The organism is Rhodococcus mengyinensis (assembly GCF_048381435.1).
Classification (GTDB): domain Bacteria; phylum Actinomycetota; class Actinomycetes; order Mycobacteriales; family Mycobacteriaceae; genus Rhodococcus_F; species Rhodococcus_F opacus_D.
In genome coordinates this window covers 13374-39922 of record NZ_JBLWIT010000132.1, presented here as the reverse complement: position 1 = coordinate 39922, position 26549 = coordinate 13374, and the positions used below count along the sequence as shown (strand labels likewise).

Genomic DNA, 26549 nt, shown 5'->3' with positions numbered 1-26549 from the left:
ACGTCGGCATTGACGGTGCCGTAGGTCGTGTCCGGCCGATAGCTGAGCCCGTCGACGAAAGCACGCAGAAACTCGTTCTTGAAGTCACCCCGCGGATGGACAGCGGTGATCTCCTCCACCTGATCCGGGTCCAGACCGTCCAAACCCAACCCGACCACATCGGTGAGAACACCGAAGTTCGTGGCAGCGACCTCATCCCCCATCCGGCCGGGAATCCCCGGCGTCGTGTGCAACGCGATCGCCGTCCACACCACCTCGGCGGCGGCGTCGGAGAAACCGCGATCGAGCAGAAACTTACGAGCATGATCGGCCCCATCGAGCTCGAACCGCTGCTCCACATCCGAGAAGGGCGTGAGCAGACCCGTGTCGTGGAACAGCGCCGACAGATACAGCAGCTCAGGGTCCGGCCGCAGGCCGAGTACGCGAGCCCGCAGCGTGCTGAAGAGGAACACCCGCCGCGAGTGATGGAAAATCAGCGGGTTCGTCGTATCCTGGACGAGGCGAGTGGCCTCGGCCGCCGCCTGCGTCTCGGGAATCTCCACTCCTGCGATGATCTCGGTCATGGATCCTGCACTTTCAGGTTTCGATGTTGTAGAACAGACGATGTGTCCGTCCCCCAACGGTGCCGCACACCTGGCCTCCGGCGCCGCCTCAGTCCGGCCATGACCCACTCGAATCCGGACAGGCAGTGAGCATGCACACCAGCCCCCACCCGCATCGGGTCGCGGTCCTGGTCTACGACGGGGTGAAACTGCTCGATGTCGCCGGCCCTGCCGAGGTGTTCGCGGAGGCGAATCTATGCGGCGCCGATTACCAGATCGTGTTGTTGTCGCCGACCGGGGCAGACGTGGCGTCGTCTATTGGCATAAGAGTCTCCGTCGACGGCGACGCAGGATCGGAGCCTGCCCCCGACACCTTCCTCGTGGCCGGCGGCGACATCTACCCCCGAACCGCCATCGCCCACGAACTCGCCGCCCGCCACCCGACGACCCACGTCGAACCCGACTTGATCTACGTTCGCGACGGCACCACCTACACCTCCGCAGGCGTCAGCGCCGGCATCGACCTAGCGCTGGCCCTCGTCGAAGACGACCACGGCCCCGAACTGACACGCGACGTCGCCCCACACCTCGTGGTCTACCTGCAGCGCGCGGGCGGCCAATCGCAATTCTCCGCCCCACTCCAAGGCCCACCGCCGCGCACACCAGCCCTCCGCCGAATCGTGGATCTCGTGACGGCGGACCCCGCCGGGAACCACTCGCTTGCCGAACTCGCCACACACCTCAACATGAGCCCCCGCCACCTCACACGACTCTTCCGCACCGAGCTGTCCACCACACCTGCCCGATACGTCGAACTGATCCGATTCGACCTGTCAAAGGCCCTCCTCGACCACGGACATAACGCAACCCAGGCAGCATCACTCGCGGGATTCCCGAGCTACGAGAGCCTACGACGAGTCTTCGTGCGAGAGCTGTCGATGTCCCCGGCGGCCTACCAACGCCGCTTCCGCACCGCACACCGCGCCGACGCAGGATAACCATGGCCACCGTGTGGCGTCGGCGACCGATGAATTCCGCCTCGCCACGCAGTCTGTATTGATGAGTGTCCGCTTCCGCACCTGCGGGAGGTGTGAGATGAGGTAACTAGGAGCGTGCATACCGTGGATCAAGACAACGTGAGCGCCACTGTGACGGTCACCGCGCCCGCCTCCAGGGTGTTCGCGGTATTGGCCGACCCGACGACCCATTCTGCGATCGACGGCACCGGCTGGGTTCAGCAAGCCGCCGACCGGGCGCCGCTGACCGAGGTGGGGCAGATTTTCCGGATGGACATGTATCACCCCAACCATCCGAACGGTGAGTATCAGGTGGCCAACGAGGTCCACGTGATCGACCCGCCGCGCGCCATCGGCTGGATGACGGGGCAGGAGAAGGACGGCGGTCGCCTGGAGTTCGGCGGCTGGATCTGGCGCTACGACCTGGTGCCGCGCGGCCCGGCCGAGACCGAGGTCACGCTCACCTACGACTGGTCTGCGGTGCCCCAGTTCATCCGCGAGTACATCCAGTTCCCGCCGTTCGGTCCTGAGCATCTCACCAACTCGCTGCACCACCTGGCCGAGCTTGCCGCCACGACCTCCCAGGCTTGGACGGCCGAGTAGTCCTACGGTTGGGCGAGCCGCTCGAGGAGCCATGATTCGACGCCGCTGAGCGCAGTCCTGGCCATTGCCGTGGGGTGGCCCGTGAACCCGTGGGGCGCGTCGGGATAGATCCGGAGCTCGACGTCATTGCCGGCGGCGGAGAGCCGGCCTGCCATCGCGAGGTTGTCTTCCAACAACACGTCCTTGCTGCCGACGACCAGCAGCGCCGGGGGAAGGCCGTGGAGGTCGCCGTAGAGAGGAGAGATGTCTGGAGCAGTGCGATCTTCCACATGGCCTGCGTAGGCCTGGATGAAGTATTCGTCGGCGATCCGACGTCCGGCCGGAGTCTGCGCGCTCGAGTCGAAGGTGCCGAATTGGATTGCGGCGCCGGTGAACCCGTCGACGGCCCCCCGGTCCCGCAGCCGGAGCAGAGTTGCCATCGCGAGTGTCGCTCCCGCCGATCGCCCGCCGATCGCCAGTCGGGATGATCCGAAGCGGGCATCGGCGTGTTCGACGAGCCAGAGCGCCGCCGCTTCACAGTCATCGGGTGCGGCCGGCCACGGGTGCTCGGGTGCCAGCCGGTAGTCGACGCTGACGACGGCGATGCGGAGAGCGTCAGCGAGCTCACGGTTACGCACGTCGTCGCGCGCCGCGGAGTCCATGTAGAAGCCGCCGCCGTGTATATCGAGGTAGACGCCCCGCGCTCGACCGCCGGTGGGGGTAGAGATCCTCACCGGGACATGCGCTCCCGCGGCTTCGACCATCTCTTCGATCGCCGGTGGATCGGCGGGAGAAGGAGCGGACCGCCTCGCCCGTACTTCCCTCAACTCCTCGGGGGTGCGGGGGCCACGGCCTGCTGCCCTCGAGGTGTAGAAACCCCGAGCTTCCTCGACCTGCTCCGCGGGCACGTCAGCCAGCAAATAGTCCAGCGCGAACCGCACGCGCCCTCCTCACCGTCGGGGTCTCATCACCACACTGTTTACCGCGCGGCGCTCGGCACACACCGAACGCGAATTCAGTGCTTCTGAACGGTTTTCAGTGTTCGCGAGCCGACGGAGATTGTATCGGTACAGATTGTTGCAAGAGTTCGGCACGGGTGCCGGGCATGCCGCTGTCACCCCGGTCGGAGGATTTGACTGCCAGAACCTGGTTGATCCCGAGCCGATTCGCCGCAAACGCCAACGCCGCGCCGGCCATGTACATCCGCCACACCCGGGCCCGCCCGGCGCTGCTGTAGGCCACCGCCTCGTCCCAGTTCGCCTCCAGGTTCCCCACCCAGGCCCGCAGGGTCAGCCCGTAGTGCTCGCGCAGCGACTCGACGTCGCGCACCTCGAAACCGGCCCCTTCGAGCGCCTCGATCATCGTCGCGAGTGGTTCGATTTCTCCGTCGGGGAACACGTAGCGATCGATGAAGGACGTTTTGGAGAACGTGGCGGCGGGTTTGCGTGGTCGCCGCGAGATCGCGTGGTTGAGCAGCCGCCCCTGCGGGCGTAGCAACGCGAACAGGTCCGCGGCGTAGGTCGCCAGCATCGCGGCGCCGACGTGCTCGGCCATGCCGATGCTCGAGATCGCGTCGTAGGGGCCGTCTGTGACGTCGCGGTAGTCCTGGACTCGGATCTGCACAAACTCCCCCACGCCCGCGGCGACCATCCGTTTGGCGGCGTAGTCCGCCTGCTCCTGGGACAGGGTGACACCGACGACGTGCACTCCGTAGTGACGTGCCGCGTGCAGCGCGAAGGTTCCCCACCCGCAGCCGACGTCGAGGACCCGCATCCCCGCGGTCAGGCCGAGCTTGCGGGCCACCAGATCGCATTTGGCATATTGGGCTGCGTCCAGATCGTCGCTCGGCTCCGCCCAGTACGCGCACGAGTAGGTCATCGACTCGCCGAGCACGAGTCGATAGAAGTTGTTGCCGACGTCGTAGTGGTGGCTGATCGCGGCGGCGTCACGCTCCTTGTCGTGCCGGTGCCCGCGCGCCGGTTTCATCTCCTCGGCCGGTGGTTTCGGTGGGAGGCCGATGATCCCCAGACGCAGCGCCGCTGTCGCCAGCGCCTTCTTCGTCTGCCTGTCTATCCGTACGCCGGGGCCCCTCGTCGGGTCCGACACCTGCTCCAACACGTCGAGCCCGGCGAGCAGGTCACCCTCGATGTCGATGTCGCCGGATACGTAGGCCCGCGCGAAACCGAGGTCGTTGGGCGCCCACAGCAACCGCCGCAGACCACGCCGATTGACGATGTGCACCTGCCACGGCGCGTCCGAGGGACCACTGCGACTACCGTCCCAACACCGGATTCCTATCGGGACCTGTTCCCCCACCACCGCGCGAACCAGCGGCGCCACCGTGTCAGCGACCGTCATACACACCTCCGTCGAAGTTTGGGGTCCCACCACCACTGCGGCTGCTCAGTTCACCTCACTCGCCCGTCGACCATATCGATGGAACCCCCATCGCCGCACACCTTCACACCAACTCCCGCTCGGGACAACCTGTTTCTCGAACCCCGACGCACCGTCATCGAATGGGCGGCCCGAACGAATCAGACGCCATCGGCTCCGGGCGTTACGATTGCGTCGAAGAGTTCGTCCGAGAGCCAGGGGTGCCCATGTCGGATCTGGATCAGGCGTTCGCCGATGCGCAGGAGAACGTCAAGAAGCTCACCTCGCGGCCGGCCAACGATGAGCTGCTGCGGCTGTACGCGCTGTTCAAGCAGGGGTCGAAGGGCGATGTCGAAGGCAAGCGGCCCGGTCGGTTCGACATGGTAAACCGCGCCAAGTACGACGCCTGGGCCAAGGTGGCGGGTACGAGCAGCGCCGATGCCAAGCAGAGCTACATCGACCTGGTGGCCCGGCTCACGCAGGGCTGAGTTCGGGCGTTCCGGTCCGGTGCTGCCCGATCGCGCGTGATCCAGCGGTCGCCCCGGCGCAGACCTGGCACGATGGCGGTGTGACGGATTCCAAGCGCGTCCTCGTCCTCGGCTCAGGATTCGCCGGCTTGTGGGCCGCGCTGGGGGCGGCGCGGCGGCTCGACGAACTCGATGCGGCGGGCACCGTCGATGTCACGGTGATCAGTGCGCAGCCGTTCCACGACATCCGGGTCCGCAACTACGAGGCAGACCTGAGCGCTTGCCGCATTCCACTGAGCGACGTGCTCGACCCGGTCGCCGTCGGGCACATCGCCGCCGAGGTGACGGCGATCGACACCGCGGCGCACAGCGTCACCGTCTCGGGTAACGGGGCACAACCCACGCAGAGGTACGACCGCTTGATCATGGCGCTGGGTAGTCAGGTGGCGAAGCCCGATATCCCCGGTTTGCGGGAATTTGGCTTCGACGTGGACACCTACGACGGCGCAATGAAGCTACAGCGCCACCTGGCCACGCTGTCCGACGGCCGAGCGGACGCGGGCGCGGCGACCGCGGTGGTGGTCGGCGCCGGCCTTACGGGCATCGAAACGGCGTCCGAGTTGCCCGGAATGCTGGCGAAGGTATTCGCAGGACACAACGTCGAACCACGGGTGGTGCTGATCGACCACAACCCCTACGTCGGTTCCGACATGGGGGCATCGGCGCGACCGGTGATCGAAGCGGCTTTGTCCGTCAACGGCGTCGAGACGAGGACGGGTGTCGGTGTCGCCGCTGTCGACGAGCACGGCGTGACGCTTTCCTCCGGAGAGGTGCTGGCCGCGGGCACCGTCGTCTGGTGCGCGGGCATGCGGGCGAACCCGCTGACCGCACAACTCGGTGCCGAGCACGACCGGCTCGGTCGCCTGCCGGTCGACGACTATCTGCGGGTGATCGGCTCGCCCGAGGTATTCGCCGCCGGCGACGTCGCCGCGGCACGGGTGGACGAGGACCACCTGTCGGTGATGTCGTGCCAGCACGGGCGACCGATGGGCCGCTACGCGGGATACAACGTCATCAGCGATCTACTCGGGGAGGCGATGCTCCCGCTCCGGATCCCCTGGTACGCAACGATTCTCGACCTGGGACCGGCGGGAGCGGTGTACACCGAGGGGTGGGATCGACAGGTGGTGTCGCGCGGCGCGCGAGCCAAAGCCACCAAGGTCACCATCAACACCCAACGCATCTATCCCCCGTTGAACCGAGACCGTGACGCGCTGCTGGCCGCCGCCGCGCCGGCGCTGCAGGCGCGACCTGATCCCGGACAATGACTTTCAGATCGGCGGTCGAGGTCGTCGACCGCATCGGTGACGATGACACGACCGCCCTGCCGGTCACCCGCCAGGCCAGGACCTCTCACCAACTCACTACACCCGCCGATCCCTCCTTCGGCCGAGTCCATCTCAACATGTAGCGTACACTATCTATTCGTGCACAACTGATATGTGCCGCCTGCAGCGCCAGCCGCAGCGGACGGCCACCGAAACAGGTCAATAGGCACAGACCGGACAAGACCGCTCTGCAGGCGGTCGAGGAATACTTCAGAACGGTTACGGAGTTGGACTACGGTGTTTGAAGGCTTAGAGAATGAGCCTCGGCAGATGGGTGCCTTGGATCGCGCGTTGGCCTCGCTGGACTGGCCAGTTCAGGCTGCACAGCGTGAGTTACTGGCGCCGGGTGAACGAGTCGCGCGGGTGCACAACTCTGCCGGATTCTCCTACATTTCTGCAGGAACTGCAGCACTCCAAGTAGGCCACGAACGAACTGAACTTTCCGCCGGTGACCTAGTCATTTACCCCCGGGCACACCGAGCTGAGATCCGCGCTAGGCGCGAGTCCAACGTTATCAACGCATGGTTTCTGCCGTCGGGCGGCTCAGCTCAGACTCTCGGCACTTTCCCCAACACTCTGTTGGTGAGGGAGTTCTCTGTACGTGAACCAAATATGGCGATGCTCATCGAGGGGATGCTCAGCGGACAAGCCAACGCTTCCGATTTCAGTCGTGCAGGTGATGCGGTGGTGTGCAGCCTCATTTCCACCACCATCGTCTCGTCCGCAATCCGGCTTTGGGCGGAGCTTGGCTGCGCTCCCGAGCGGTGGCTGCACCAGGTGTCGGACCCGTTCATTGCTCGCGCACTCGATGCGATCCACGAGAGTCCCGGGGATCCCTGGACCGTGCAGAACCTGGCGCAGGTGGCAACCATGTCTCGATCAGCCTTCGCGGAACGCTTCACCACTCTGGTAGGTCAAACCCCGGCATCATATTTGACCGAAGTTCGGATGGAGACCAGCAAAACGCTTTTGATCCGTGACGGGCTGAGCATCGCAGAAACCGCCCACCGCCTCGGGTACGAATCCGAGGCCGGTTTCCGGCGGGCGTTTCGACGGCACACCGGGTCCGCGCCCGCTGCCTGGCGCGGACAACAACGGTCCCTCTTACTTCCTGCCGTATAGGTCCGGTTACGCCTTCGAGCTTCCTGCTGATGGCGTCCTGGCCATTCGGAACAGGGTTCCACCACCGAGAGAAGCAAGTGCGGCGGCAATCAATGTCACCTGGACTCCGGCGTTATCGGCAACCACGCCACCGACTCCCGCTCCAAGAGTGATCGCAATCTGGAATCCGGTCACGATCAGCCCGCCTACGGATTCCATCCGATCCTGAGCGAGCCGCCCGATCCAGGTACTGACCACCAGCAACCAAGCCCCAAATCCAACACCCCATGCTGTCGCACCTACCCCCACGGCCCAGAACTGTCCAGGCAAGAGCGCGACTGTAGCGATGCCAACACTTATGAGTGCAGGCACAACCACGCGCATCAGGTTCAGGTGCTTGTCCACGAGCAGCCCGATGACGACGTTTCCGGCAAGGCCTCCAATACCGAACGCCGCCAACAACCCCGCGATTCCGCCCGCGCCGATGCTGGGCACTTGCTCGAATGCCAACCGGATATAGGTGAACGCGGCAAAGTGGCCAAGGACGGTGAGCACATGCCCGATCAGGCCCAACGACAGGCCGGGCACCTCGAGGGTGTCTGCCAACTCACGGAATCCCGTGGCGGTGGCCGGGGCGATTGCAGGCAACACGGTGCGCAACAAGATAGCGACCAGCACCGACACTACGGCTACACCGACAAACACCACCCGCCAATCAAACACGGAGCCTAGGTAGACACCCAGGGGCACTCCGCCCACCGTGGCCACGGTGGTGCCGCCGTTCACGAGCATGAGGCCACGGCCCAGGCGTTCTGGTACCACCAGCTGGGAGACGATCGCCAGCGACATTGCCCAGAATCCGCTGATTGCGGCCCCGAGGATCAACCGGGCGACGAGCAACAGCACGAGATTGGGTGCGATGGCGACCAGAATGTTGGATACCGCAGCGGTCAGCGCAACTCCAGTCAGAAGTGTTCGCCGGTCCAGCCGGGGAAACATCATGCCAACAACGGGGGCCACCAAAAACCCCATGAACGCGGTCGCAGTGACCGTCTGCCCCGCCTGACCCTCCGTGATGTCAAGTGAGGCTGCCATCTGGGTCAGCAGACTCGGCGGAAGAAATTCAGCGAGCACCAGCGTAAAACTGGTGGCCATGAGGATAAGCACCCCCGCCCACCCACTGCGCTCAGAGCGGCGTGGGGAGAGGATTTCAGGCGCGGTGTTAGTTGTCATTCTTTGGATCGTTCCGAGAATGCGCTCTGAATACGGGACTGATCGTCCACACAACAAAGCCAAACGTCCATGCAATTTTCGCAGCCACCGCGCCCTCCCGCCCACCTACGCTGGACCACATTCTCCGGGAACAACTTTCCGACACGCGGACGCTTCCGGCAAAGACGTATCTGTCCCCCGACGTCCTCGGCTGGGAGTCGTAAGCAGCTACCGGAGGCCGCTTGGATTTGCGTGGGAACCAAGGGGTGTCGGCCCCCGCGACAACCAGCGCGCAGCCCGGGTCAGGACCCAGGGAATCCTGCTTCCGTGATGCCTCCGGCACCACCCACGCTTCCACAACCCAGCGCGAACGGCCCACGACCGGTCCTCGACCTATAGAACATGCTTGTTCGATAACGCGGTCGACCGACGGTGTGGCCTCGGTGGTCATCACCGCGAGCCCAGAATTCGGCGGGAGAAGACGTCGCCGCCGAATGCGGTGGGGACTGCCCGGGCTCTGGTTGACATCCGACCTGCGAGGGATCCGCCCTCACGGTGGAAGGGTGATCGACATGCCGAAGCCGTATCCGGAGGAGTTCCGCGGCGATGGCGTCGCCGTCGCCTGCAAACGCGAAGCCCCGCTGGAGCAGGTCGCGAAGGATTCCGGGATCTCTGAGACTGTCTGAAGAACGGGCTGCGCAAGGCCGACATGGATGGCACCCAACCCGGCCTCACACGGGCGTGTTCGGTCACGAGGACGAGGTCGGGCACCGCATCGTCCGCGTCCTCGCCTTCCACCAGGGCGTGCGGTCCGCTGCCTCGGGGCCTGCGCGTCCGATGCGCCCTACGTCGGTTCCAGCTGCCCACCCGTGGCGCGTTCCGGCGTTCGATGCGCTCGGCCCCCGGTCCACCGAGCGAGTGCGGCGACGGCGTCAACGACACCGCGGTCGTCGTAGCTGGCGATGGGGTGACCGAATGACCGAAGTCGACTACATCGACGCGCTCGAAGCGCAGGCCGGCACCGCAGGTCGACACTCTCTTGAGTATCGAGCGAATAGTATTAAGCGCCTGCGCGTTTCGGGTTTTCTAGACAGACCACCCTTAGCCGATCCACCGTGCAGCGGCGAGTGGCGCAGCTCACCGCACGGTTTCGCCGTCCTGATTTGAGGGGTTTCTGGCCGGACGAAGGCGGTGCAGAACGGATGACGACCGCCAGCATGGATGTCAGACGCTGTTCGACAACCACAAGCAGAGAGCGCGGAAGTGATGTCAGAAATCATTGCGGGTGTGGAGGTTCCCGAGACCGCGGCGGTCGCCGAAGCGACTCGTCTCGGCCAGGAGACCGCAAGCCTGCTCATCTACCACCACTCACGCAGGGTTTTCTTCTTCGGCCAGATCCATGCTCACCGGCTTGGCGTGAACCTGGCGGCCATGTTCCACGCCCCCGGTCGCGTATCGCCTTTTTCCGATGCGGACCAGCGTCTCGAGGTCGCTACCACGCATCTCGGCGTGCTGACCGACGTGGTCGGTTTCGGCCTAGACAGGCTGCACACTGACCAGGTGACGGAAATCCTCGCCGTTCACCCGCGAGGCGATTTGAAGAACGCGTTCCTGGGTGCCTACTTCGACGGGTATGAGACCCGGCCGGAGACGACCAACGGTGTCGTGAACTCCGACGTTCTGGATCACTTCATCCCCGGTTTCCGGCGAACAACCATTGTCGAGCGCCGCATCGGCTCGCCTCGGCCGTGCGGGCCGGAACAAGCGTCAGGGACACCGCGATGAATGGTGCAACTGGCTTCGCGGGCGGCCGCCGCCTCGGACGAGGTGCCTCCTTCAGCTTGCTCGTCTTCGCCAACGTGCTGCTGATGGCATCAACGAGTGCGCCCTCACCGATCTACCCGCTGTACCTGGAGCGGTGGGGCTTTTCAGTGACAATTCTGACGGTAGTGTTCGCCGTGTACGTTGCCGGATTGGTCGGCGCCCTGCTGACGGTCGGATCGCTGAGTGACCACCTCGGGCGCCGACCGGTGCTGGTCGCGTCCCTTCTTGTGGCCGCGGCTGGGACGGCGATCTTCTGGGCGGCCGGCGGGGTCTTCTCGCTCGTGCTCGCCCGGGTAGTGCAGGGCATTGCAACCGGGACGGCGACGAGTGCTCTCGCCGCGGGGCTGGTCGAGTTCTCCCCCGCGGGCCGTCCGCACGTGGGGCCAACGATGACCGCCGTGGGCACGAGCTTCGGGCTGGCCATCGGTGGGGGTTTGGCTGGTTTGCTCGTTCAGGTGAGTCCACGTCCCGATGCGGAGATTTTTCCGGTGCTCACGCTGGCGTTCGTGGTTCTCGCCGCGCTGGTCTTCGCGATCCCTGACACGGTCGTCCGGCGCACCGGAGGACTTGCCGCGCTGCGCCCGAGAATCCGGGTTCCCCGAGAAACGCGGAGGGAGTTCTTCGCCGCGCTTCCCGCAATCGTCGCGGGGTGGTCTACCACCGGATTGTTCCTCGCACTCGCACCCTCGCTGGTGCGCGACGTCCTGCACGTCGGGTTCGGCGCCGCCGGCGGTATCAGCATCACAGTGCTGTTTATAGCCAACTGCGCGGGTGGGCTGCGGGCGGCGTGGCTCCCAGCGCGAGGCGCCACCTTGCGGGGAGCGGTCCTGCTGTCATTGGGCGCGGCGGTTTTGGCCGCTTCTGTAGTCTTCACCTCCCCGTTCGTCTTTATCGGTGGATCGATTGTCTCCGGGCTGGGTGTCGGACTGACGTTCAACGGGACTCTCCGTGGCATCAGCGGGGCCACGACTTCGGGGTCGCGATCGGAGGTCTTTTCCGCTGCCTTCGTGGTCAGCTACGCGGCGCTGGGCCTTCCGTCTCTCGCAGCCGGGCTGGCGGTTCCTTCGTGGGGACTGGAGACCACGACCTACCTGTACACCTCGTTCATCGCGGCGCTGTCCTTGATCGCCACGCTCCACGCCGTCCGGAATCTCGCCTCCGGCCCGACCAGTCGCGGCCAAGCCGCTTGCAGTCGCCCGGCGAGGCAGCAGACCGCTACGACGACCGCCTCGGAGCACGTCCGAGGACACCACTGAGCGTTCGAAAAACGCAGGAAAGGACCCGACATGAAAGCCATCACCGCACGAGACCGTGACGCCGGTGTCGGTGGGCTCACCCTGACCGACCTGCCCTACCCCCACGCCGCCGAGAACGACGTCATCGTGCGCGTCCACGCCGCCGGCTTCACTCCCGGCGAACTCGAGTGGCCTGGCACCTGGATCGACCGAGCCGGTCGTGACCGCACGCCCACCGTTCCCGGGCACGAACTGTCCGGAGTCGTTGTCGAGCTGGGCTACGGCACCACTGGCCTCACCGTCGGCCAACGGGTGTTCGGCCTCACCGACTGGAGCCGCAACGGCTCGCTGGCCGAATACACCGCCGTCGAGGCGCGCAACCTCGCCCCTCTCGCCGCCGACATCGACCACACCGTGGCCGCGGCACTGCCGATTTCGGGGCTGACCGCGTGGCAAGGACTGTTCGTCCATGCCGGGCTCACCACCGGCCAGACCGTCGTGATCCACGGGGCGGCCGGCGGTGTGGGGTCGATCGCCCTCCAACTCGCGCTCGAAGTGGGTGCTCGGGTAATCGGCACCGGACGGACCGACGACCGCGACGTCGTGCTCGGCCTCGGTGCACAGGCATTCCTGGATCTCGACGCCGACCCCATGGAGGGCATCGGCGAAGTCGACGCGGTCTTCGACGTCATCGGCGGCGACGTCCTGGAGCGGTCGACCGGGCTGGTACGCCCCGGCGGCACCCTCGTGACCATCGCCATGCCACCTACGATGCAGCCCAAGGAAGGGCGCGCCGTCTTCTTCGTGGTCGAACCCGACCGCGCGCAGCTTGCGGACCTGGCCCAGCGAGTGCGGGACGGGCGGCTGAAGCCCATCGTCGGCGCCATGCACCCCCTCACGGAGACGGCCGACGCGTTTGCCCACCACCAACGCACTCCCGGTAGAACGGTCATCCGAGTAGCACGAGACCAAGGAGGAGAGCGTCCATGATCGGAACGCGAATCGCCACTGGCCTGCTGGCCACCGCGGTCGCTGCCGTGGTCGTCGGCTGCGCTCCTACAGCAGAGCCTCAGACCGACACTGCTTCGGCATACCCGTCCGAGACCCTGGCGCCCCTCTTCCAACAGATGCTCCCAAACGTCCGGGACACCACCTTCACGTCGGCGATCGTGACCTTCCCGCCGGCCGCACGTGCGGTGCCCCACCGTCACGGCGACGCTTTCGTCTACGCCTACGTGCTCGAAGGCGCCGTAAGCAGCCAGCTCGAAGGCGAGCCCGCGCACGTGTACCACCGCGGCGAGAACTGGTCCGAGCAGCCAGGCGCCCACCACCTCGCCACCGAGAACGCCAGCACGACCGAACCGGCGAAGCTGCTGGTCGTCTTCGTCGCCACCACCGGAGAACAGCTCAAGATCGATGATCCGCACAGGTGAGCTGCCACGCTGTCGCAAAGTCGACCGCTGCCTCCGGAAGCAGGTGTCGCGAGCCTCCGCGCTTCGGTGACGCTGCCGGTCACGGTACCCCGTCACGTGCGCCCGGTCAGCGCATAACGACCATGGACATTCCTTTACTCGCCACACAACCAGCGCACACCCGGCACACCTGGCCGAACCTCACAATCGGCAGGAAGGCCAGACCCTACGAACCTTAAGGACGACGATGAACGACGCCGAAGCGATCACCCCCAAGGCAGTCATGCCAGCATCCCTACCCGCCGAACCCGCTCAACGAACTGTGTACTCCTACGGCGTCCGGGTAGGACATGCCCTCCACATTTCGGGCATGGTTGCGTTCGACGCAGACGGATCGATCGTCGGCGAAGGAGACATCGAAACCCAGACCGAACAGGTCTTCGCCAACCTTCGCAGCGTTGTCGAGGGAGCCGGCGGCACCATGGCCGATATCGCCTGCACGACCACCTATCTCGCCGACGTCGCCTCCGCTCCCGTCGTGAATGCCGCCCGCGCCCGGCACTTCACCGGTCCGGTCAAACCGACCCATACCGTTGTGGGAGTCGCTGCGCTGGCCCGGCCTCAATTTCTCGTGGAGATCTCCGCAGTCGCATACCTCAGCTGACCACGCAGGAATGACGATGATTACAAGGGGCCTATGGAAGCAGTTCGGCGAGCAGCGGTTGCGTCCGTGCCACTCCACACCTGATAGCGCCATCCCGTCGCCGTGCACACCTGGGTCGTCCAATCGAACACAACGGCGCCGCCCGCATGTGAGCAGATCGGCTCGCGTTTGACGTCGACGACCAGGACAGGTTGGACCAAGCGTGGATGCCCTTTGGGACCGTGCTGAGCAACGCCCTCTCCTGCAGCGTCTTTCAGAAGTCGCATGTGTGGGAAGACCAGATTCCGCCACAACATATGCGAGGGTGAGAATTCCCGAACCATCCACGCAGATGATGGACCGTTCGACATCGTCAAATCTCAGCACTCGAGTCCGAGAATGCGGAAGACATGGTGGCGGGGACTTCGACCTCGACGGACACCCTCCCACTCATCGAGAGTGGCATGATTCGCAGTCGGGGACTAGGTATTCGCCTAGTGCGTCCTCTCCACCACCATGTCAGCGTGGTTGCCAACGCCCGGCGATCCCCGCCCTGGCTGTCCGGCACCCGAAGACATCTTGGAGCATCACATGAATCTGCACGACCAGGAAACATGGATAAGTACGAAACACCGAGCCTCGGTCATGTGGGTATTGGTGATAACCACTACGGCGATCGTCTTCGATGGCTACGACCTAGTCGTGTACGGAACCGTCCTCCCCGTCCTCACCCGTGATCCGTCACAGCTCGGTGCCATTTCCCCGCAACAGGCAGGGGCGCTCGGCTCGTACGCGCTCGTAGGAGTGATGGTCGGGGCTCTGGCCTCCGGCGCAGTTGGTGACTACCTCGGCAGACGCCGCATGATGCTCGTCAACATCATCTGGTTCTCGGCTGGAATGGGGCTTGCTGCCCTCTCGACTTCAGTCGCCTCGTTCGGAGCCATGAGATTTCTGACCGGTATCGGGATCGGCGGGCTGGTGGCAACCGCAGGTGCACTGATCGCCGAGTTTGCACCTACAAGTAAGAAGAATCTATACAACGCGATCGTCTACTGCGGTGTTCCCGCCGGCGGTGTACTTGCAGCGCTGATCGCGATTGTTCTGCGCGACAACATCGGATGGCGAGGTCTCTTCTGGATTGGCGCAGCACCCATCGTCGTGCTGTTGCCGCTCGCGTACTTCAAACTGCCGGAATCGCCAATGTGGATGTTGTCGAGGAGAAACGAGTTCGGTGCGCACAAAATTGCCGAGAGGTTCGGGCTTCCATACCCGATCTCGTGCGGACCTGTTCCGGCGGAGGAGGTCGGTGCGAAGGTGGGGTTCGCCGCGCTGGCGACGCGCCGGTACGCCCTGACGACTGTAGTTCTCGGGCTCATGAGCTTCGGCGGGCTGTTACTGACCAACGGATTGAACACATGGCTGCCCCAAATAATGGAAAACAAGGGCTACGGAGCCACCGATTCGATTCTCTTCTTGCTGGTCCTGAATGGGGGCGCCATTGTGGGCGGCCTAGTAACCTCGCGCATGGCGGATAGGACGGGAGCACAGAAGATCATCCCCGTCACCTTCGGTCTGGCCGCACTGTCATTGGTTATGCTCACCGCCGGGTTCCCGATTCCAGTTCTCCTGGCGTTCCTTGCGGTGGCGGGCCTCGGAACAATCGGCACACAAGTCCTGGTTTACGGACTGGTATCGCACTCATATCCGACCTCCGCGCGCGCCGCCGGAGTTGCATGGTGTGCCGGATTCGGTCGGCTCGGCGGAATAATCGGACCAGCCGTCGCTGGCCTCTTGATCAGCATCGGCGCGGGTCCTAATGTCGCCTTCTACACATTTGCAGGGGTGGCAGTACTGGCAGGTCTGGTGACCTTCGCAATTCCCAAGGAAAACCCCATGCAGCTACGGGACGCAAGCGTTGCAGCGAACGCTGCGGCACCGTCCGGCATCCTGGATTAGACCAATGAGAGGCTCCGAAGTGTCGTCTGAATTCGTCGGCCGCCGGTCGGCATTGGCGGAAATCGAACGGTACCTGTCCACTGCGCGGGGCGGCACGCCACAGCTGGCCGTCGTGGAGGGCTCTACAGGGTCAGGAAAGACCAAGCTACTTCAACAGCTCGCCGACTGTCACGCGGGATCGACCGTATGGAGGGCACGCGGGACCAAATGGGAATCGGCACGCGATTTCGGGGTTCTCGAGCAGTTATTGCGAACGCCAATTGGAACTGATGACCCGGGGACAATTTCAGCAGCGGTCCTCGACCATGTAGCACGGCGAACTCCCGACAATTCCACCGTTCTCATACTCATCGACGACGGGCATTGGACTGACATCGGCTCGATGAAAGCGCTGGTTTCAGCGCTGAACAGAACCGACCAAACAGTGTGCATGGTCATCGCGGTCAACACTCAGATGCTATTTGGCACTGCCAACGATCTGGTCGAGCTACTTTCCCAGCACAGCCACAACACCATCACCCTCGGTCCCCTGGAGCCCTCGGAGATCCAGGAACTTGCCGCCACGCTGGTGAATGTCACACTTCCATTGCCTGTCGCGCGGAGACTCAGGGAGCACGTCGGCGGTAGCACCCGTTATCTCGTCCAGACCCTGCATGAAGTGCCGCCTCCCACGTGGGCTTACTGGTTGCCGGAAATGCCGGTTCCACAGGCAGCTACCGCCTTGTTTCTGTCCAAACTGGCTGCATGCGATCAAGCGACACAAGCATTGGTCGAGGCAGCCGCGATATTAGGAACCCAGTGCTCCCTCGCTCACGCCGCCGCTCTCGCCGAGGTCAAGCACCCGGTGGAAGCACTTGACGAGGCCTTCCGATACGACCTTCTTGCCGTCACGGAAAGTCCTGGCAGTACCGAGATACGGTTCACGTCGCCGCTTGCCCGGGCGTCCATTAACTCAAGCCTGGGCCCCGTCCGTGCACGACGGCTTCACCTACGGGCATCGCGGATCGTAGGAACCGAGTCACAGGCGCTCAATCATCGGGTCGCTGCAAGCTTCTTCCCCGACGACGACCTGGCCGACGAACTGGAAGAATTCGCGTCCGCCAAGGCTGAAGGTGGGGCGTGGGCGGCGGCGGCCGAGGTGCTGATCAAAGCGAGCAGGCTGAGTTCGTCACCCACTGACCGGCAGAGCCGCCTACTGCAGGCAGTCGATGCACTGATTGGTGCCGGCGACGTGTTGCACGCCCGGTTGTTCGCCGCCGAGATAGAGAGTTTCCCGGCATCGTCGCTTCGCGATGCCACCTTGGGATACCTCGCCATCATGCTGGGGCGACAAGCCGAAGCAAGCCAGATGCTAAGTCAAGCATGGGAGACGTGCGATCCTGCCCTCGAGCCCAATACCGCTGCTCTCATATGCCAGCGGCGCGTCCTGGACTCGCTCTTCCGATGGCACGGCAAGGACGTAGTTGCTTGGGCAGAGCAGACCGCAGCACTCGCAGAAGAGAGTAATCCGGCAGTCATCGAATCGGAGGCAATCGTCGGATTGGGACTGGCCGCCACCGGTCGAACGGCCGAAGCGCGCGCATCGTACGAAGGCTCCGCCGCCGATCGCTTGCTCGGAGCCCAACCACAACGATTCCGGATGGGCAAAGGATGGTTGGACCTCGCGCTCGACGAACCGGAGTCAGCACGTCAAGAACTCGAGCGCGCCATTCCAACAATGTATCACGCAGGTTCACACAGGATTTCGATGTCAGGCCAGGCCTGGCTGGCACGTGCTCAATTCGTCCTTGGAGAGTGGGATGACGCCCTCGGAACCGTCAACAACGCTGCTGCACTTGTCGACGAGGTGGGACTTGAACTCTTACGTCCCCTGGTCCACTGGACCGGCGCGCAAATCCACGCATTGCGAGGAGACGAGCCAGCGGCTCAAGCCCACCTCAGGCTTGCGCATGCCGACGTCCATGACTACGAAATGATTTTCATACCAGCGTGCTTGGCGCGAGCGCAGATCGCGGAAGCAAAGGCTGACTACGACTCGGTTGTCAGAGCTTTGAGGCCGATCGCCGAGCTCAGCCCGCGTCAGGGCATCGACGAACCAGGCTTCTGGCCCTGGGCGGACATGTTTGCAAACGGGCTCGTCTTGAGCGGTCACATTGAAGAGGCAGACCAGTTCCTTATCCCGCACGAGCGGGTCACGTGGGACCGGAAACACCACTCATCCATGGCTCGACTCGGCTACGTCCGAGGAAGAATCTTGGCAGCTCATGGTGACATCGACGCCGCACGTGATTCTTTCGAAGCCTCGTTGGGCTACATTGACCGGCTCTCCATGCCATACGACCGAGCGAGGATCAACCTTGCCTATGGCCAAACGCTGAGGCGGGCACGCAAGCGAAAGGAGGCGGACGTTGTCCTGTCGGCAGCCCGCGACGGATACGCGATGCTGGGGGCGACTCCGTACATTGAGCGGTGCGATCGTGAGTTGAAGGCCGGCGGAGTGAATGCCCGCCGTGTCAGAATCCGACCTCAGAGCTGACACCGCAGGAAAAGGAAGTCGTTCGGCTGATCGCGAGAGGAGCGAGCAACAAGGAAGCAGCAGAGGAGCTATTCGTGTCGATCAAGACAATCCAATACCACCTGACGCGAATCTACACGAAAGTCGGAGTTCGCTCACGGACTGAACTCGTGGCTATGCTCCTCGAGCCGAAGTGAAGGCAGCCAGACAGGTTGCACAGTCGAAATGCCGACATCGGAAACGCGGCAGACCGCCGCCTATCGAACAGGTTGGCCTTCAGCGGGCACATCGGGTCGGAACACCTAGCCGAGTACAAGTATTTTGCCCGGTGCATCCAGACCGCCCCTCGCAGGAGAGTGGTAGGGCGAGAGCGGGGAGCCGAATCCCGATATGCAGGAGCCAGATCGGTGATGCACGGACGATAACTCACGTAGCCGGGCATCGTCCTGCGGGCGAGCCCACTCGAACATATGGAATAAACTGAGGAGAACGATGTCGAATAACGCGGCCATTGATGTGACCGATTCTGTGGATTCCTCCGACACACTCAACGTCCAACGGAAGCCCACGGTGATCTTGGTGCACGGCGCCTTCGCCGATGCCAGTGGCTGGTATGACACCATGCAGTTACTTCTCGACGACGGCTTCCCGGTACTAGCGCCTGCGATTCCCCTTCGAGGCGTCGAGCGGGATGCTGCCTACGTTGCAAGCATCGTCGCCACCATCACCGGACCGGTCATTCTCGTCGGACACTCATACGGCGGGACCGTGATAACGAACGCAGCGAGACGTGCGGGTGACGTGCGGGCACTCGTCTATATTGCGGCCTTTCTCAACGAGGAGGGAGAATGCATCCAGGAGGCTAATGACCCCGTGCGGTTCCCAGGAGGACTGGTCGGGCAGTCCACCACCCTTCGCCGGCCTCACCCCGAAGCGGACGAAACCGATGTATACATGAAACTCGACGTGTTCCACGACGAGTTTGCGGCAGATCTCCCCAGGGCAACTACAGCCCTGATGGCGCGAGCGCAACGTCCTCTCGCCGCGTCGGTATTTACCGAACCATCTGGGCCGCCGGCCTGGAAGTCGCTTCCGAGCTGGGCTTTACTCGCTACTCGAGACCGTGCGATCCCTTTCGCGGCTCAGAAGTATATGGCCGACCGTGCACAGGCTCGACAGAGGGAAGTCGAATCGTCCCATGCAGTCATGAACAGCAACCCCGAGGCGGTGGTAACGATAGTTCGCGAGGCATACGAGTGCACCCGATCCTAGTATTTGCCCCGACCCCGCGTTCTGCGTTCTGCGTTCTACTCTGGGGGGACCTGACCCCTTTGCAGGTCCGACCCCGTAGGGGCGAAGCTTGCGGGAAGTCGCGGATCGGCGGCCCTCGAAAGCTGCTGATCACGAAATCCCTTCTGTTCTTTTAACACTCGCCTGCAAGACATCAGGGGAGATTGTCTAGAGTCCACGAGACCCGTTGCGTGGTTTGACTAATGGGAGGCGCCGGGTCAAACGCGCGAACTCGCAGCGGCAACGCTCCTTGTACCGGAACCAGCTTCACCGGTCGGCGTCATCAGCGTGAGGAGATTCGCGACAGCCTGGCGGCGTAGCCTGGCGAGCTTGATCAGGCCAGGGGGAGTTGGCAAGACCTTCGGTGGACGACCTTTCCTCACGATCCAGCACATCTTGACGACGGCAACGGGTCCAGTTGACGCTTCATGAAACACCATATCGGCAGGCGCGAGAATCGAACACAGTTCGCACCGAACACCACCCCTGGGCCACCCAGGCCCGCCTCCACCGCGGTGTCGATACAAACTCGTGGATCACGCCTTCCCGAACCTGTTCAAACCGAACGGTATTGACAAAGCGCTGACGTAGACATACCCGACGATGCTCAGGCGCTGCCTGCCGACAGTCGCCGACATCAATGGTGACAGTAGTCACTCGTATTTGCTATCTTCTTCGTGTTCACATATTGCATGACTGTTCACATCGCGAACAATGGAGGTTCCATGTCCTCAGATTCCCACCAGCGCCTCACCGTTCTACTCGTGCACGGCGCCTGGCACGGCGCATGGTGTTGGCAGGACGTCAAGGAAAAATTGATCAGAAACGGATTGGCCGTCGAAACCGTCGACCTGCCCAGCGCCAATTCTCAAGGGGGACAACGAGCCGGACTTCACGATGACGCGCGGGTCGTGCGGTCCGCTCTCGATTCGATAGAGGGAAACGTCATCGCGGTAGCACACTCCTACGGGGGCCTCCCCCTGAGCGAAGGAGCAGCGGGCGCGCCCAATGTTGCGCACCTCATCTACCTAGCAGCATTCCAGCTCGATATCGGCGAATCTCTATGGAGCTCCATCGGGGGGCAACCAACATCGTGGCTGCAGATACGAGACGATGCCACGATGCCAACCGATGCACGAGAAATATTCTTCGGTGATGTCGATGAAGACATTGCAGATGCTGCGACAGCGAAACTTTCGCCACAAAGCCTCTCTTCGTTTCAGGAAGTGCAGACGGCTGCGGCGTGGATATCCACACCAAGCACCTACATCATCTGCGAGAACGATAATGCGATTCCGGCTCCGGCGCAGGAAGCCATGTCCGCACGGGCAGGACAGGCCGTACGACTCGCCTCCAGCCACTCCGCTTTCCTTTCCCGACCCGACGATGTTGCGAAAATTATTACAGATCACGCAAACTCAATGTCAGCAGGATTCACTCTCTCTGCGCCCTGAGCTAACGCACCACAGCAATGAAAGGAGGTTTGTGGGCAGAGAATCGCCGATGGAGTATGCGTATTCCGGTACCCGTCTCGGCGATTTGGCGATCTCGCCTGCCTCATCACTATCGGGGCGTTCAACTGAGACCGTGTCTGTCTAGGTCATATACCTGCACACGATATGGACACCAGTTCGGCGAGTTCGTCACGCGCCGTGGGCTTCAGCCCGACCTGAGAGACTGCGCGATGAAATTCTGTCGCGGCTGTAGCCTTCCCGGCCGCAGCAGGACAGTCACAAGCGAGTGGACACCTCCAGTACGTGCCAGGACACCCCGGCTACCGCAACGGGCGGAGCGATGTGGCGCAGCGCCTTCAGAGGTAAACCGCACTTCCGAAGGCGACTCGACGACTCATTCAAAGAATGTTGGGAATTATGCATTCGATGCTGATGTTGAGGTCGAATGCGGCTGCACCAGGTCCGAATACTTCTCGCACGGTCTACACGTCAGCGGGCGCGAGCACGATATCGAAGCGAACGCGTGACCAGGTCTGGTTACCGACATCGCGACCGTCCGGGGTGGATGTGCCGGCTGGTTGTTCGACGAATTCCTTCACCAGTGAGTCCTTGACCCCAAAGACGCTGTCACTCGAGAGGAACTCGTCACCGCGGACGAAGATGTGGGTTACCAGGGTGCGTTGGCCGTCGGCGCTGACCATGAAGTGAAGGTGCGACGCCCGCATCGGTGAGCGCCCACTGGCCGCGAGCATCCGACCGACCGGCCCATCATGTGGGATCGGGTACGGCGTAGGGGTGACCGCCCAGAACCGGAAGGTCCCGTCTTCGGCACTGAACAGGTGAGCTCGGCCGGCGGTGCGGTTGTCGTCGTACTGGACGTCGTAAAGGCCGTCCTCGTCGGCTTCCCACACCTCTATCCGGGCTCCACCGACTGGCTGGCCGGCCGTGTCTTGGACACTCCCCTCGACCCAACACGGCTGGCCGCCCGCGCCGCTTGCGATGTCGCCGCCCAACGCGACCTGCGGTGAGTCCTCGACGAAGAAGGGACCGAAGACGGTCGCCTCGGTCGCGTCCGCGCTGGCCTCGTTGTTGATGGCGATTGTCTGCATGGAAGCGCCGAGGGTGTCGGAGAGCAGGATGAACTCTTGGCGTCGGTCGTCGGTAATGTGCCCGACGGCGGTGAGGAAGTCGATTCCCACGTTCCACTCGCCCTCGGTGAGCCGGACCTCGCGGAGGAAGGCGTGCAGGTGCCGAACCGCCGCCTGCATGATCTGCCTCAGGCGCGGGTCCGTGGTGGCTTCGAAGGACGCGACCACCCGCTCGGTCAGCTCCTCCTCGCGGACCTGTTGCTCCACGGAGACCGCTCCCCCGGTCATGGGGGCTTTGCTTTCAGCGTCGAGACTCATCGCGGATCTGCTCCTTCCCACGCCTGACGCAGCAGGCGGTCGAGATTGTCGGCGGTCACAGGGACCGGGTTGTTGTCGGGGACCGACGGCAGGATCGCCTGCACGGCGTCAGGGATCTGCGTGTCGTCGAACCCGTAGTCGCGCAGTGCGCGCGGAGCATCCAGCTCGGCGCGCAGGGCTTGGAGTCCCTCCAGCGCGCTCGGATTGTCGAGGGCCGCGGCGATCCGCCGTTCGGCGAGAGGCGCTCCCGGGGCGTTGAGAGCCAGAACGTAGGGCAACACCACGGCGTGCGTCGGAGCGTGTGGGAGATCGTAACGGCCGCCGAGGACGTGGCAGATCTTGTGGTGCAACCCGGACCCGGCGGAGGCGAAGGAGACCGCCGACAGATAGGCGCCGTAGAGCGCCTGCTCGCGGCCTTCCAGGCCCTCTGGATGCTCGACCACTTTGGGCAGGCCTGCAGCCAGCGCCCGGATCCCCTCGAGGGCGAGGGCGGTGTTGATCGGATCGGCCCGCGGCGCCCACATCGAGTCGACGCAGTGGGCCAGCGCGTTCAAACCCGATGCGACACTCAGGTCGACCGGTAAGGACACCATCAGGCTTGCGTCGTAGATCACGGAGCGGGGCAGGACTCGCGCGTCGACACCGGTGGTCTTCTTCGCTCCCGCGGTCATCCCCCAGACGTTGGTGGCCTCGGACCCGGCGTACGTGGTCGGTACCGCGATGATCGGCAGCCCGGTGGTGAGGGCTACGGCTTTCGCGAGGCCGGTCGTGGAGCCACCTCCGACGGCGACCAGGCTATCGACGTCGTGAGCAGCGGCGACTTCGCGCGCACGCTCGGCCACGGGTACGGGTACGTGCATCGCCACCTCGTTGTGGAACAGGGCGACCGGCAGGTCGGCGGCGACGTGACGCGCGATCTCGGCCTCGCGGGGGCCGGCGATCACCATGACCCGGCGTGCGCCGAGGTGCGCGACCTCCTCGGCGGTACCGTGCGCTGCCTCACCCGCGGCGAAACGGATCCGCTGGCCGAGCGTCTCGTGCTCGAACCGCATGCTCATGCCGCCCGGCCCAGGATGGCAGCGAGCGCGGTGCGGAGCGCGGTCTCGGGATCGGCGGGGAGCGCGTGGGATCGCCAGGCGACATGCTTGTCGGGGCGGATGAGCAGGGCGCCGCCCTCCTCGACCTCGCGGAGTTTCGACCAGTCGTAGTACAGGTCGGTGACGTCGCGGCCGGGACCGATGATGACGGTCGCGAGCGGAACGCCGAACTCGCGGGCGACCCTCTCCGCGGCGACCTGCCACGCCTCCCCCGCAATACCGGTGATGAGAGTGAAGCGTGTGTACGGCGCAAGGTCCATCGTCGCCAGCCGGGTCTTGTTGTCACCGACCCACGCATGGGGCAGGTGTGAGCCTGGCACGGTCGAGGCTTCGTAGTACAGATCCGGGTCCCGCACCGGGTCAGGGAGGACAGTGCCATCGGAAACGATGGCGGCGGATTGGTAGAACTGGCCGAGTTCGACACCGTGGGCGTTGAACTCGTAGTTCTTCACGTCCATCGCCTTTACGAGTGCTTCCCGTTTGGCCGCGCCTTTCGGGGTGTTGGCCTTGCGTTCCTCGATTTGGCGGACCATCTCCTGCTCTGTCCTGGCTTCCGTCACGCCGAGAGCCGCAAACAGGTCGATGAACTCCCGACTGGACTTGTTGGCACGCTTCACGATCCGCTCCGTGACCGGAACACGCTCTGTCGAGTAGGTCTCGAGGAGCGAGGGTGCAGCCTGCCCGTTCAGGACGGCAGCGAGCTTCCAGGCCAGGTTGTAGGAGTCCTGGATCGAGGTGTTCGAGCCGAGCCCGTTGCTCGGTGGGTGGCGGTGGATAGCGTCCCCGGCACAGAAGACGCGGCCCGACTGCAGGTGCGTCGCATACATCTCGTTGTTGCCCCACAGCGAGCTGCCAGTGATCTCGACGTCGAGGTCCGGCATCCCCAGCAGGTTCCGTACGATCTGCGTCGCTGCGGCCTCGTCCACGGTCGGTGGGGCGTCGTTGATGTCGTAGCCCCAGACGACGAGCCATTCGTTCCAGGGACGCACCATGCGCACCAGACCCGCGCCGATCCCACCGATGTTCGAGCCCGGCTGAATCACCCAGTAGAGGACTGACGGACGGTGGTCGACGTAGGCGGCGATATCAGCCTTGAAGGTGATGTTCATCGAGCCGGCGATGTCCATGGCACCCTCGAAGGGCAGGCGGATGTCTGCCGCGACCTTCGATCGCGCACCGTCGGCGCCGAGGAGGTACTTCGCGCGAATGGTGTATTCCGTGCCCGTGAGCCGGTCGAGAACTTGCACGTCGACGCCATCCTCGTCTTGGGTGTGCCCCAGGTACTCGGTGGAGAACTGGGTCTGAGTGCCCCGCACGGTGGCGTTCCTGACGAGAATCGGCTCCAGGTAAGTCTGTGGGATGTCGACGGTCAGGCACGGCGAGGCGAGCTGGTAGTCGACCTCTCGGGACGGACTCGTGCCCCAGGCGCGGATGCGCCCGATCTCCTCACCTGCGATCGAGTCGCAGAAAACGGTGTCGCCGATGAGCTCGTGGGGCGTTGCATCGGCGAGCACCTGATCCTCGATGCCCAGGTCGCGGAATATCTCCATCGCTCGCTGGTTGGTGATGTGGGCTCGCGGTGTGTTGGCCGTCCATCGGTACTTGGTGATCATGATGTTCGCGACGCCGAGCGTCGAGAGACACAGCGCCGCTGCTGCTCCTGCAGGGCCGGAGCCGACGATGAGAACGTCGGTCTCGACAACTGCCGAGTCGGGCAGCGCGGTCTCCTTCTGGCCATCGTCAAACGCGGGCATGAAATTCACCTCTCGCGGCCGGTCGATCGCCGGCCCTCACCATCGAGTGTCGGGCGTCACAGACGAGGCGTCTACGTATCGTGGCGATCACGGCCGGAACGCGAAACGTTGGCCGATCGACGAAGGCCGCAGTCTCAGGAGGTCGACATCGAGAGAGCGACGATCGCACGCTGCCGGACCTCGGTGGCGCGCTGGCCGTAGTGCGAACTGAACGCGTGCGAGAAGTGCGCGGAAGAGGTGAATCCGCAGCGGCGCGCGATGTCGGCGACGGTGGTGGTCGCGAGCGCGGGGTCGTGGAGCAGCGCATGCGCAGCCGCGAGACGACGCCTCATCACGTGCTTGGGGAAGCTGGTGTCGGCCTCGGCGAATACACGCGACAGGTGACGAGTACTGATCCCGATCGCGTGGGCGACCTGCGAGGCCGACAGCGTGTGGTCGGCCAGGTGCCGATCGATGTAGTTGGTCACCGCCACGCGATAGGTCGACGCCATCGGTTCGCGCTTGGTGCCAAACAGCAACCCGACGAGATCCAGCAGGAGCTCCTCGTCGGCAGGTTGCGGGTTTTCCGCACGGGCGGCCTGTCCGATATGACGTGCAAGGGCATGAGCGAAGGGATCCGAGCCGCTTGCGAAACCCACAACGGTCGGTTGGGCTACCTCGTCGAGGCCTGCCACGTCGCTGAACGTCTCACGCGACACCTTCAGGACGAGTTCCTCCAGCCCGTGGGAGAAGCCACGCATGAATGGCCGGTCTGCGTCGCAGATCAGCAACTGACCCGGTTGCAGTGCGCGGACACCGTCGTCGTGGTAGAAGAACGCCTCGCCTGCCAGGCCGAAGAACATGGAAACCGACTCCGTCGGCCGTTTACGGATGAGCTCAGCATCTCGCTCAACCACATGCGATGTTCCGTGTACACGAGCGAGCTGCACTCGGTCGAGTTGCAGGTTGATCTCAGTCGCTTCGAGCACATCGGCAGCCAGTGTTCGGCATCGCAGTCCGATCAGCGCATCGGCATTGTGACCCTCCCACAGCTCGACGCGCTGCCGCGCGGGCAACCCGACAGTCGAGAAAACAACCGGCTGGTCCGCCGGTGTGTCTTGCGCCATCTTTCGATCCTAACCGTCGCCTCCTAACAGTCGCCCCGCGAAGGGCTGGCCGACCTACATCGTCGAGCCGGGGCTGCTGACGAAACCCTTCGCCGTGACCTGACGGTGCTGCGGTTCTCGCGTCCAGTCGTTTCTAGGAATGGGCGGCCGCGCCTATCATCGATCGGGGCCTG

General features: G+C 64.0%; 25 protein-coding genes and 1 pseudogene. 18 read left to right on the top strand and 8 right to left on the bottom strand.

What is annotated here, in order from left to right:
* On the bottom strand, nt 1–563 hold a 563-nt coding region (locus ACNJ7E_RS31105), incomplete at its 3' end, for an HD domain-containing protein (protein WP_418341749.1).
* A 131-nt stretch (nt 564–694) separates the two neighbouring features.
* Here ACNJ7E_RS31105 and ACNJ7E_RS31100 point away from each other — a divergent pair.
* Together ACNJ7E_RS31100 and ACNJ7E_RS31095 are read left to right on the top strand one after the other, a co-directional pair.
* Nucleotides 695–1540 (top strand): GlxA family transcriptional regulator, encoded by an 846-nt coding sequence (locus ACNJ7E_RS31100; protein WP_418341752.1) that lies wholly within the window; start codon nt 695–697, stop codon nt 1538–1540.
* 123 nt (nt 1541–1663) lie between these two features.
* On the top strand, nt 1664–2161 hold the full coding sequence (locus ACNJ7E_RS31095; RefSeq protein WP_280782219.1) for an SRPBCC family protein: 498 nt from the start codon (nt 1664–1666) through the stop codon (nt 2159–2161).
* Nucleotides 2162–2163: 2 nt separating this feature from the next.
* On the opposite strand, the gene ACNJ7E_RS31090 is transcribed toward ACNJ7E_RS31095, so the two are convergent.
* Together ACNJ7E_RS31090 and ACNJ7E_RS31085 are read right to left on the bottom strand one after the other, a co-directional pair.
* Nucleotides 2164–3081, bottom strand: coding sequence for an alpha/beta hydrolase (locus ACNJ7E_RS31090; RefSeq protein WP_418341748.1), 918 nt, complete (start codon nt 3079–3081; stop codon nt 2164–2166).
* Between the two features lie 94 nt (nt 3082–3175).
* The gene (locus tag ACNJ7E_RS31085) at nt 3176–4498 is read right to left on the bottom strand and encodes a class I SAM-dependent methyltransferase (RefSeq protein WP_418341747.1); all 1323 of its coding nucleotides are present in this window, start codon (nt 4496–4498) and stop codon (nt 3176–3178) included.
* Nucleotides 4499–4659: 161 nt separating this feature from the next.
* Between ACNJ7E_RS31085 and ACNJ7E_RS31080 the strand changes: the two genes are divergently transcribed.
* From ACNJ7E_RS31080 to ACNJ7E_RS31070, 3 genes are all read left to right on the top strand, one after another.
* Nucleotides 4660–5004, top strand: coding sequence for an acyl-CoA-binding protein (locus ACNJ7E_RS31080; RefSeq protein WP_280782221.1), 345 nt, complete (start codon nt 4660–4662; stop codon nt 5002–5004).
* A gap of 80 nt (nt 5005–5084) precedes the next feature.
* Nucleotides 5085–6311, top strand: a complete 1227-nt coding sequence (locus ACNJ7E_RS31075) for an NAD(P)/FAD-dependent oxidoreductase (protein WP_418341746.1) — start codon at nt 5085–5087, stop codon at nt 6309–6311.
* A 330-nt stretch (nt 6312–6641) separates the two neighbouring features.
* Nucleotides 6642–7493, top strand: coding sequence for a helix-turn-helix domain-containing protein (locus tag ACNJ7E_RS31070; protein ID WP_418341745.1), 852 nt, complete (start codon nt 6642–6644; stop codon nt 7491–7493).
* A 6-nt stretch (nt 7494–7499) separates the two neighbouring features.
* Here the strand turns inward: ACNJ7E_RS31070 and ACNJ7E_RS31065 are convergent, their stop codons facing one another.
* A complete protein-coding gene (locus tag ACNJ7E_RS31065) occupies nt 7500–8705 on the bottom strand; it encodes an MFS transporter (protein WP_280782224.1) in 1206 nt (401 codons plus the stop codon).
* A 551-nt stretch (nt 8706–9256) separates the two neighbouring features.
* Between ACNJ7E_RS31065 and ACNJ7E_RS31060 the strand changes: the two are divergent.
* The 12 genes and pseudogenes from ACNJ7E_RS31060 to ACNJ7E_RS31005 all read left to right on the top strand — a co-directional run.
* Nucleotides 9257–9399: pseudogene (locus ACNJ7E_RS31060) on the top strand (transposase); the annotation flags it as partial.
* 260 nt (nt 9400–9659) lie between these two features.
* Nucleotides 9660–9851 carry a hypothetical protein gene (locus ACNJ7E_RS31055; protein WP_418341744.1) on the top strand — a complete coding sequence of 64 codons (192 nt, stop codon included), beginning with the start codon at nt 9660–9662 and terminating at the stop codon, nt 9849–9851.
* A 99-nt stretch (nt 9852–9950) separates the two neighbouring features.
* On the top strand, nt 9951–10469 hold the full coding sequence (locus ACNJ7E_RS31050; RefSeq protein ID WP_418341743.1) for a diguanylate cyclase: 519 nt from the start codon (nt 9951–9953) through the stop codon (nt 10467–10469).
* Nucleotides 10466–11764: an MFS transporter gene (locus ACNJ7E_RS31045; protein ID WP_418341742.1), complete on the top strand. Its 1299-nt coding sequence runs from the start codon at nt 10466–10468 to the stop codon at nt 11762–11764. Before ACNJ7E_RS31050 ends, ACNJ7E_RS31045 begins: the two co-directional genes overlap by 4 nt.
* Before the next feature lie 30 nt (nt 11765–11794).
* On the top strand, nt 11795–12733 hold the full coding sequence (locus ACNJ7E_RS31040) for an NADP-dependent oxidoreductase (protein WP_418341741.1): 939 nt from the start codon (nt 11795–11797) through the stop codon (nt 12731–12733).
* The gene (locus ACNJ7E_RS31035) at nt 12730–13176 is read left to right on the top strand and encodes a cupin domain-containing protein (RefSeq protein ID WP_418341740.1); all 447 of its coding nucleotides are present in this window, start codon (nt 12730–12732) and stop codon (nt 13174–13176) included. Before ACNJ7E_RS31040 ends, ACNJ7E_RS31035 begins: the two co-directional genes overlap by 4 nt.
* A 226-nt stretch (nt 13177–13402) precedes the next feature.
* Nucleotides 13403–13819 (top strand): RidA family protein, encoded by a 417-nt coding sequence (locus ACNJ7E_RS31030; RefSeq protein WP_418341739.1) that lies wholly within the window; start codon nt 13403–13405, stop codon nt 13817–13819.
* 570 nt (nt 13820–14389) lie between these two features.
* Entirely contained in the window at nt 14390–15754 is a 1365-nt protein-coding gene (locus ACNJ7E_RS31025) for an MFS transporter (protein ID WP_418341738.1), read from the top strand.
* A 19-nt stretch (nt 15755–15773) separates the two neighbouring features.
* Nucleotides 15774–18290 (top strand): AAA family ATPase, encoded by a 2517-nt coding sequence (locus tag ACNJ7E_RS31020; protein WP_418341737.1) that lies wholly within the window; start codon nt 15774–15776, stop codon nt 18288–18290.
* Nucleotides 18287–18466, top strand: a complete 180-nt coding sequence (locus ACNJ7E_RS31015) for a response regulator transcription factor (protein ID WP_418341751.1) — start codon at nt 18287–18289, stop codon at nt 18464–18466. Before ACNJ7E_RS31020 ends, ACNJ7E_RS31015 begins: the two co-directional genes overlap by 4 nt.
* 295 nt (nt 18467–18761) lie before the next feature.
* Nucleotides 18762–19541 carry an alpha/beta fold hydrolase gene (locus ACNJ7E_RS31010; RefSeq protein WP_280782231.1) on the top strand — a complete coding sequence of 260 codons (780 nt, stop codon included), beginning with the start codon at nt 18762–18764 and terminating at the stop codon, nt 19539–19541.
* A 710-nt stretch (nt 19542–20251) separates the two neighbouring features.
* Nucleotides 20252–21013, top strand: coding sequence for an alpha/beta hydrolase (locus ACNJ7E_RS31005; RefSeq protein ID WP_280782232.1), 762 nt, complete (start codon nt 20252–20254; stop codon nt 21011–21013).
* A 482-nt stretch (nt 21014–21495) separates the two neighbouring features.
* Here the strand turns inward: ACNJ7E_RS31005 and ACNJ7E_RS31000 are convergent, their stop codons facing one another.
* The 4 genes from ACNJ7E_RS31000 to ACNJ7E_RS30985 all read right to left on the bottom strand — a co-directional run bounded on the left by ACNJ7E_RS31000 (nt 21496) and on the right by ACNJ7E_RS30985 (nt 26238).
* Complete coding sequence (locus ACNJ7E_RS31000; RefSeq protein WP_280782312.1) at nt 21496–22389, bottom strand: intradiol ring-cleavage dioxygenase; 894 nt, start codon at nt 22387–22389, stop codon at nt 21496–21498.
* A gap of 26 nt (nt 22390–22415) precedes the next feature.
* Nucleotides 22416–23477: a maleylacetate reductase gene (locus tag ACNJ7E_RS30995; RefSeq protein WP_280782233.1), complete on the bottom strand. Its 1062-nt coding sequence runs from the start codon at nt 23475–23477 to the stop codon at nt 22416–22418.
* Nucleotides 23474–25270, bottom strand: coding sequence for an FAD-dependent oxidoreductase (locus ACNJ7E_RS30990; protein WP_280782234.1), 1797 nt, complete (start codon nt 25268–25270; stop codon nt 23474–23476). Before ACNJ7E_RS30990 ends, ACNJ7E_RS30995 begins: the two co-directional genes overlap by 4 nt.
* Before the next feature lie 134 nt (nt 25271–25404).
* Nucleotides 25405–26238: a helix-turn-helix domain-containing protein gene (locus ACNJ7E_RS30985; RefSeq protein WP_280782313.1), complete on the bottom strand. Its 834-nt coding sequence runs from the start codon at nt 26236–26238 to the stop codon at nt 25405–25407.
* Here ACNJ7E_RS30985 and ACNJ7E_RS30980 point away from each other — a divergent pair.
* On the top strand, nt 26179–26403 hold the full coding sequence (locus ACNJ7E_RS30980) for a hypothetical protein (RefSeq protein ID WP_280782319.1): 225 nt from the start codon (nt 26179–26181) through the stop codon (nt 26401–26403). The two genes, ACNJ7E_RS30985 and ACNJ7E_RS30980, sit on opposite strands and share 60 nt — an antisense overlap.
* The last annotated feature ends 146 nt before the right edge of the window (nt 26404–26549 follow it).

Coding starts and splice junctions, on each gene's coding strand:
- ACNJ7E_RS31030 (WP_418341739.1), top strand. CDS start 13,403: ATGAACGACGCCGAAGCGATCACCCCCAAGGCAGTCATGCCAGCATCC.
- ACNJ7E_RS31035 (WP_418341740.1), top strand. CDS start 12,730: ATGATCGGAACGCGAATCGCCACTGGCCTGCTGGCCACCGCGGTCGCT.
- ACNJ7E_RS31085 (WP_418341747.1), bottom strand. CDS start 4,498: ATGACGGTCGCTGACACGGTGGCGCCGCTGGTTCGCGCGGTGGTGGGG.
- ACNJ7E_RS31055 (WP_418341744.1), top strand. CDS start 9,660: ATGACCGAAGTCGACTACATCGACGCGCTCGAAGCGCAGGCCGGCACC.
- ACNJ7E_RS31100 (WP_418341752.1), top strand. CDS start 695: ATGCACACCAGCCCCCACCCGCATCGGGTCGCGGTCCTGGTCTACGAC.
- ACNJ7E_RS31080 (WP_280782221.1), top strand. CDS start 4,660: ATGGGCGGCCCGAACGAATCAGACGCCATCGGCTCCGGGCGTTACGAT.
- ACNJ7E_RS30995 (WP_280782233.1), bottom strand. CDS start 23,477: ATGAGCATGCGGTTCGAGCACGAGACGCTCGGCCAGCGGATCCGTTTC.
- ACNJ7E_RS30990 (WP_280782234.1), bottom strand. CDS start 25,270: ATGCCCGCGTTTGACGATGGCCAGAAGGAGACCGCGCTGCCCGACTCG.
- ACNJ7E_RS31045 (WP_418341742.1), top strand. CDS start 10,466: ATGAATGGTGCAACTGGCTTCGCGGGCGGCCGCCGCCTCGGACGAGGT.
- ACNJ7E_RS31040 (WP_418341741.1), top strand. CDS start 11,795: ATGAAAGCCATCACCGCACGAGACCGTGACGCCGGTGTCGGTGGGCTC.
- ACNJ7E_RS31010 (WP_280782231.1), top strand. CDS start 18,762: ATGTCGAATAACGCGGCCATTGATGTGACCGATTCTGTGGATTCCTCC.
- ACNJ7E_RS31000 (WP_280782312.1), bottom strand. CDS start 22,389: ATGACCGGGGGAGCGGTCTCCGTGGAGCAACAGGTCCGCGAGGAGGAG.
- ACNJ7E_RS31070 (WP_418341745.1), top strand. CDS start 6,642: ATGGGTGCCTTGGATCGCGCGTTGGCCTCGCTGGACTGGCCAGTTCAG.
- ACNJ7E_RS31005 (WP_280782232.1), top strand. CDS start 20,252: ATGACTGTTCACATCGCGAACAATGGAGGTTCCATGTCCTCAGATTCC.
- ACNJ7E_RS31065 (WP_280782224.1), bottom strand. CDS start 8,705: ATGACAACTAACACCGCGCCTGAAATCCTCTCCCCACGCCGCTCTGAG.
- ACNJ7E_RS31025 (WP_418341738.1), top strand. CDS start 14,390: ATGAATCTGCACGACCAGGAAACATGGATAAGTACGAAACACCGAGCC.
- ACNJ7E_RS31050 (WP_418341743.1), top strand. CDS start 9,951: ATGTCAGAAATCATTGCGGGTGTGGAGGTTCCCGAGACCGCGGCGGTC.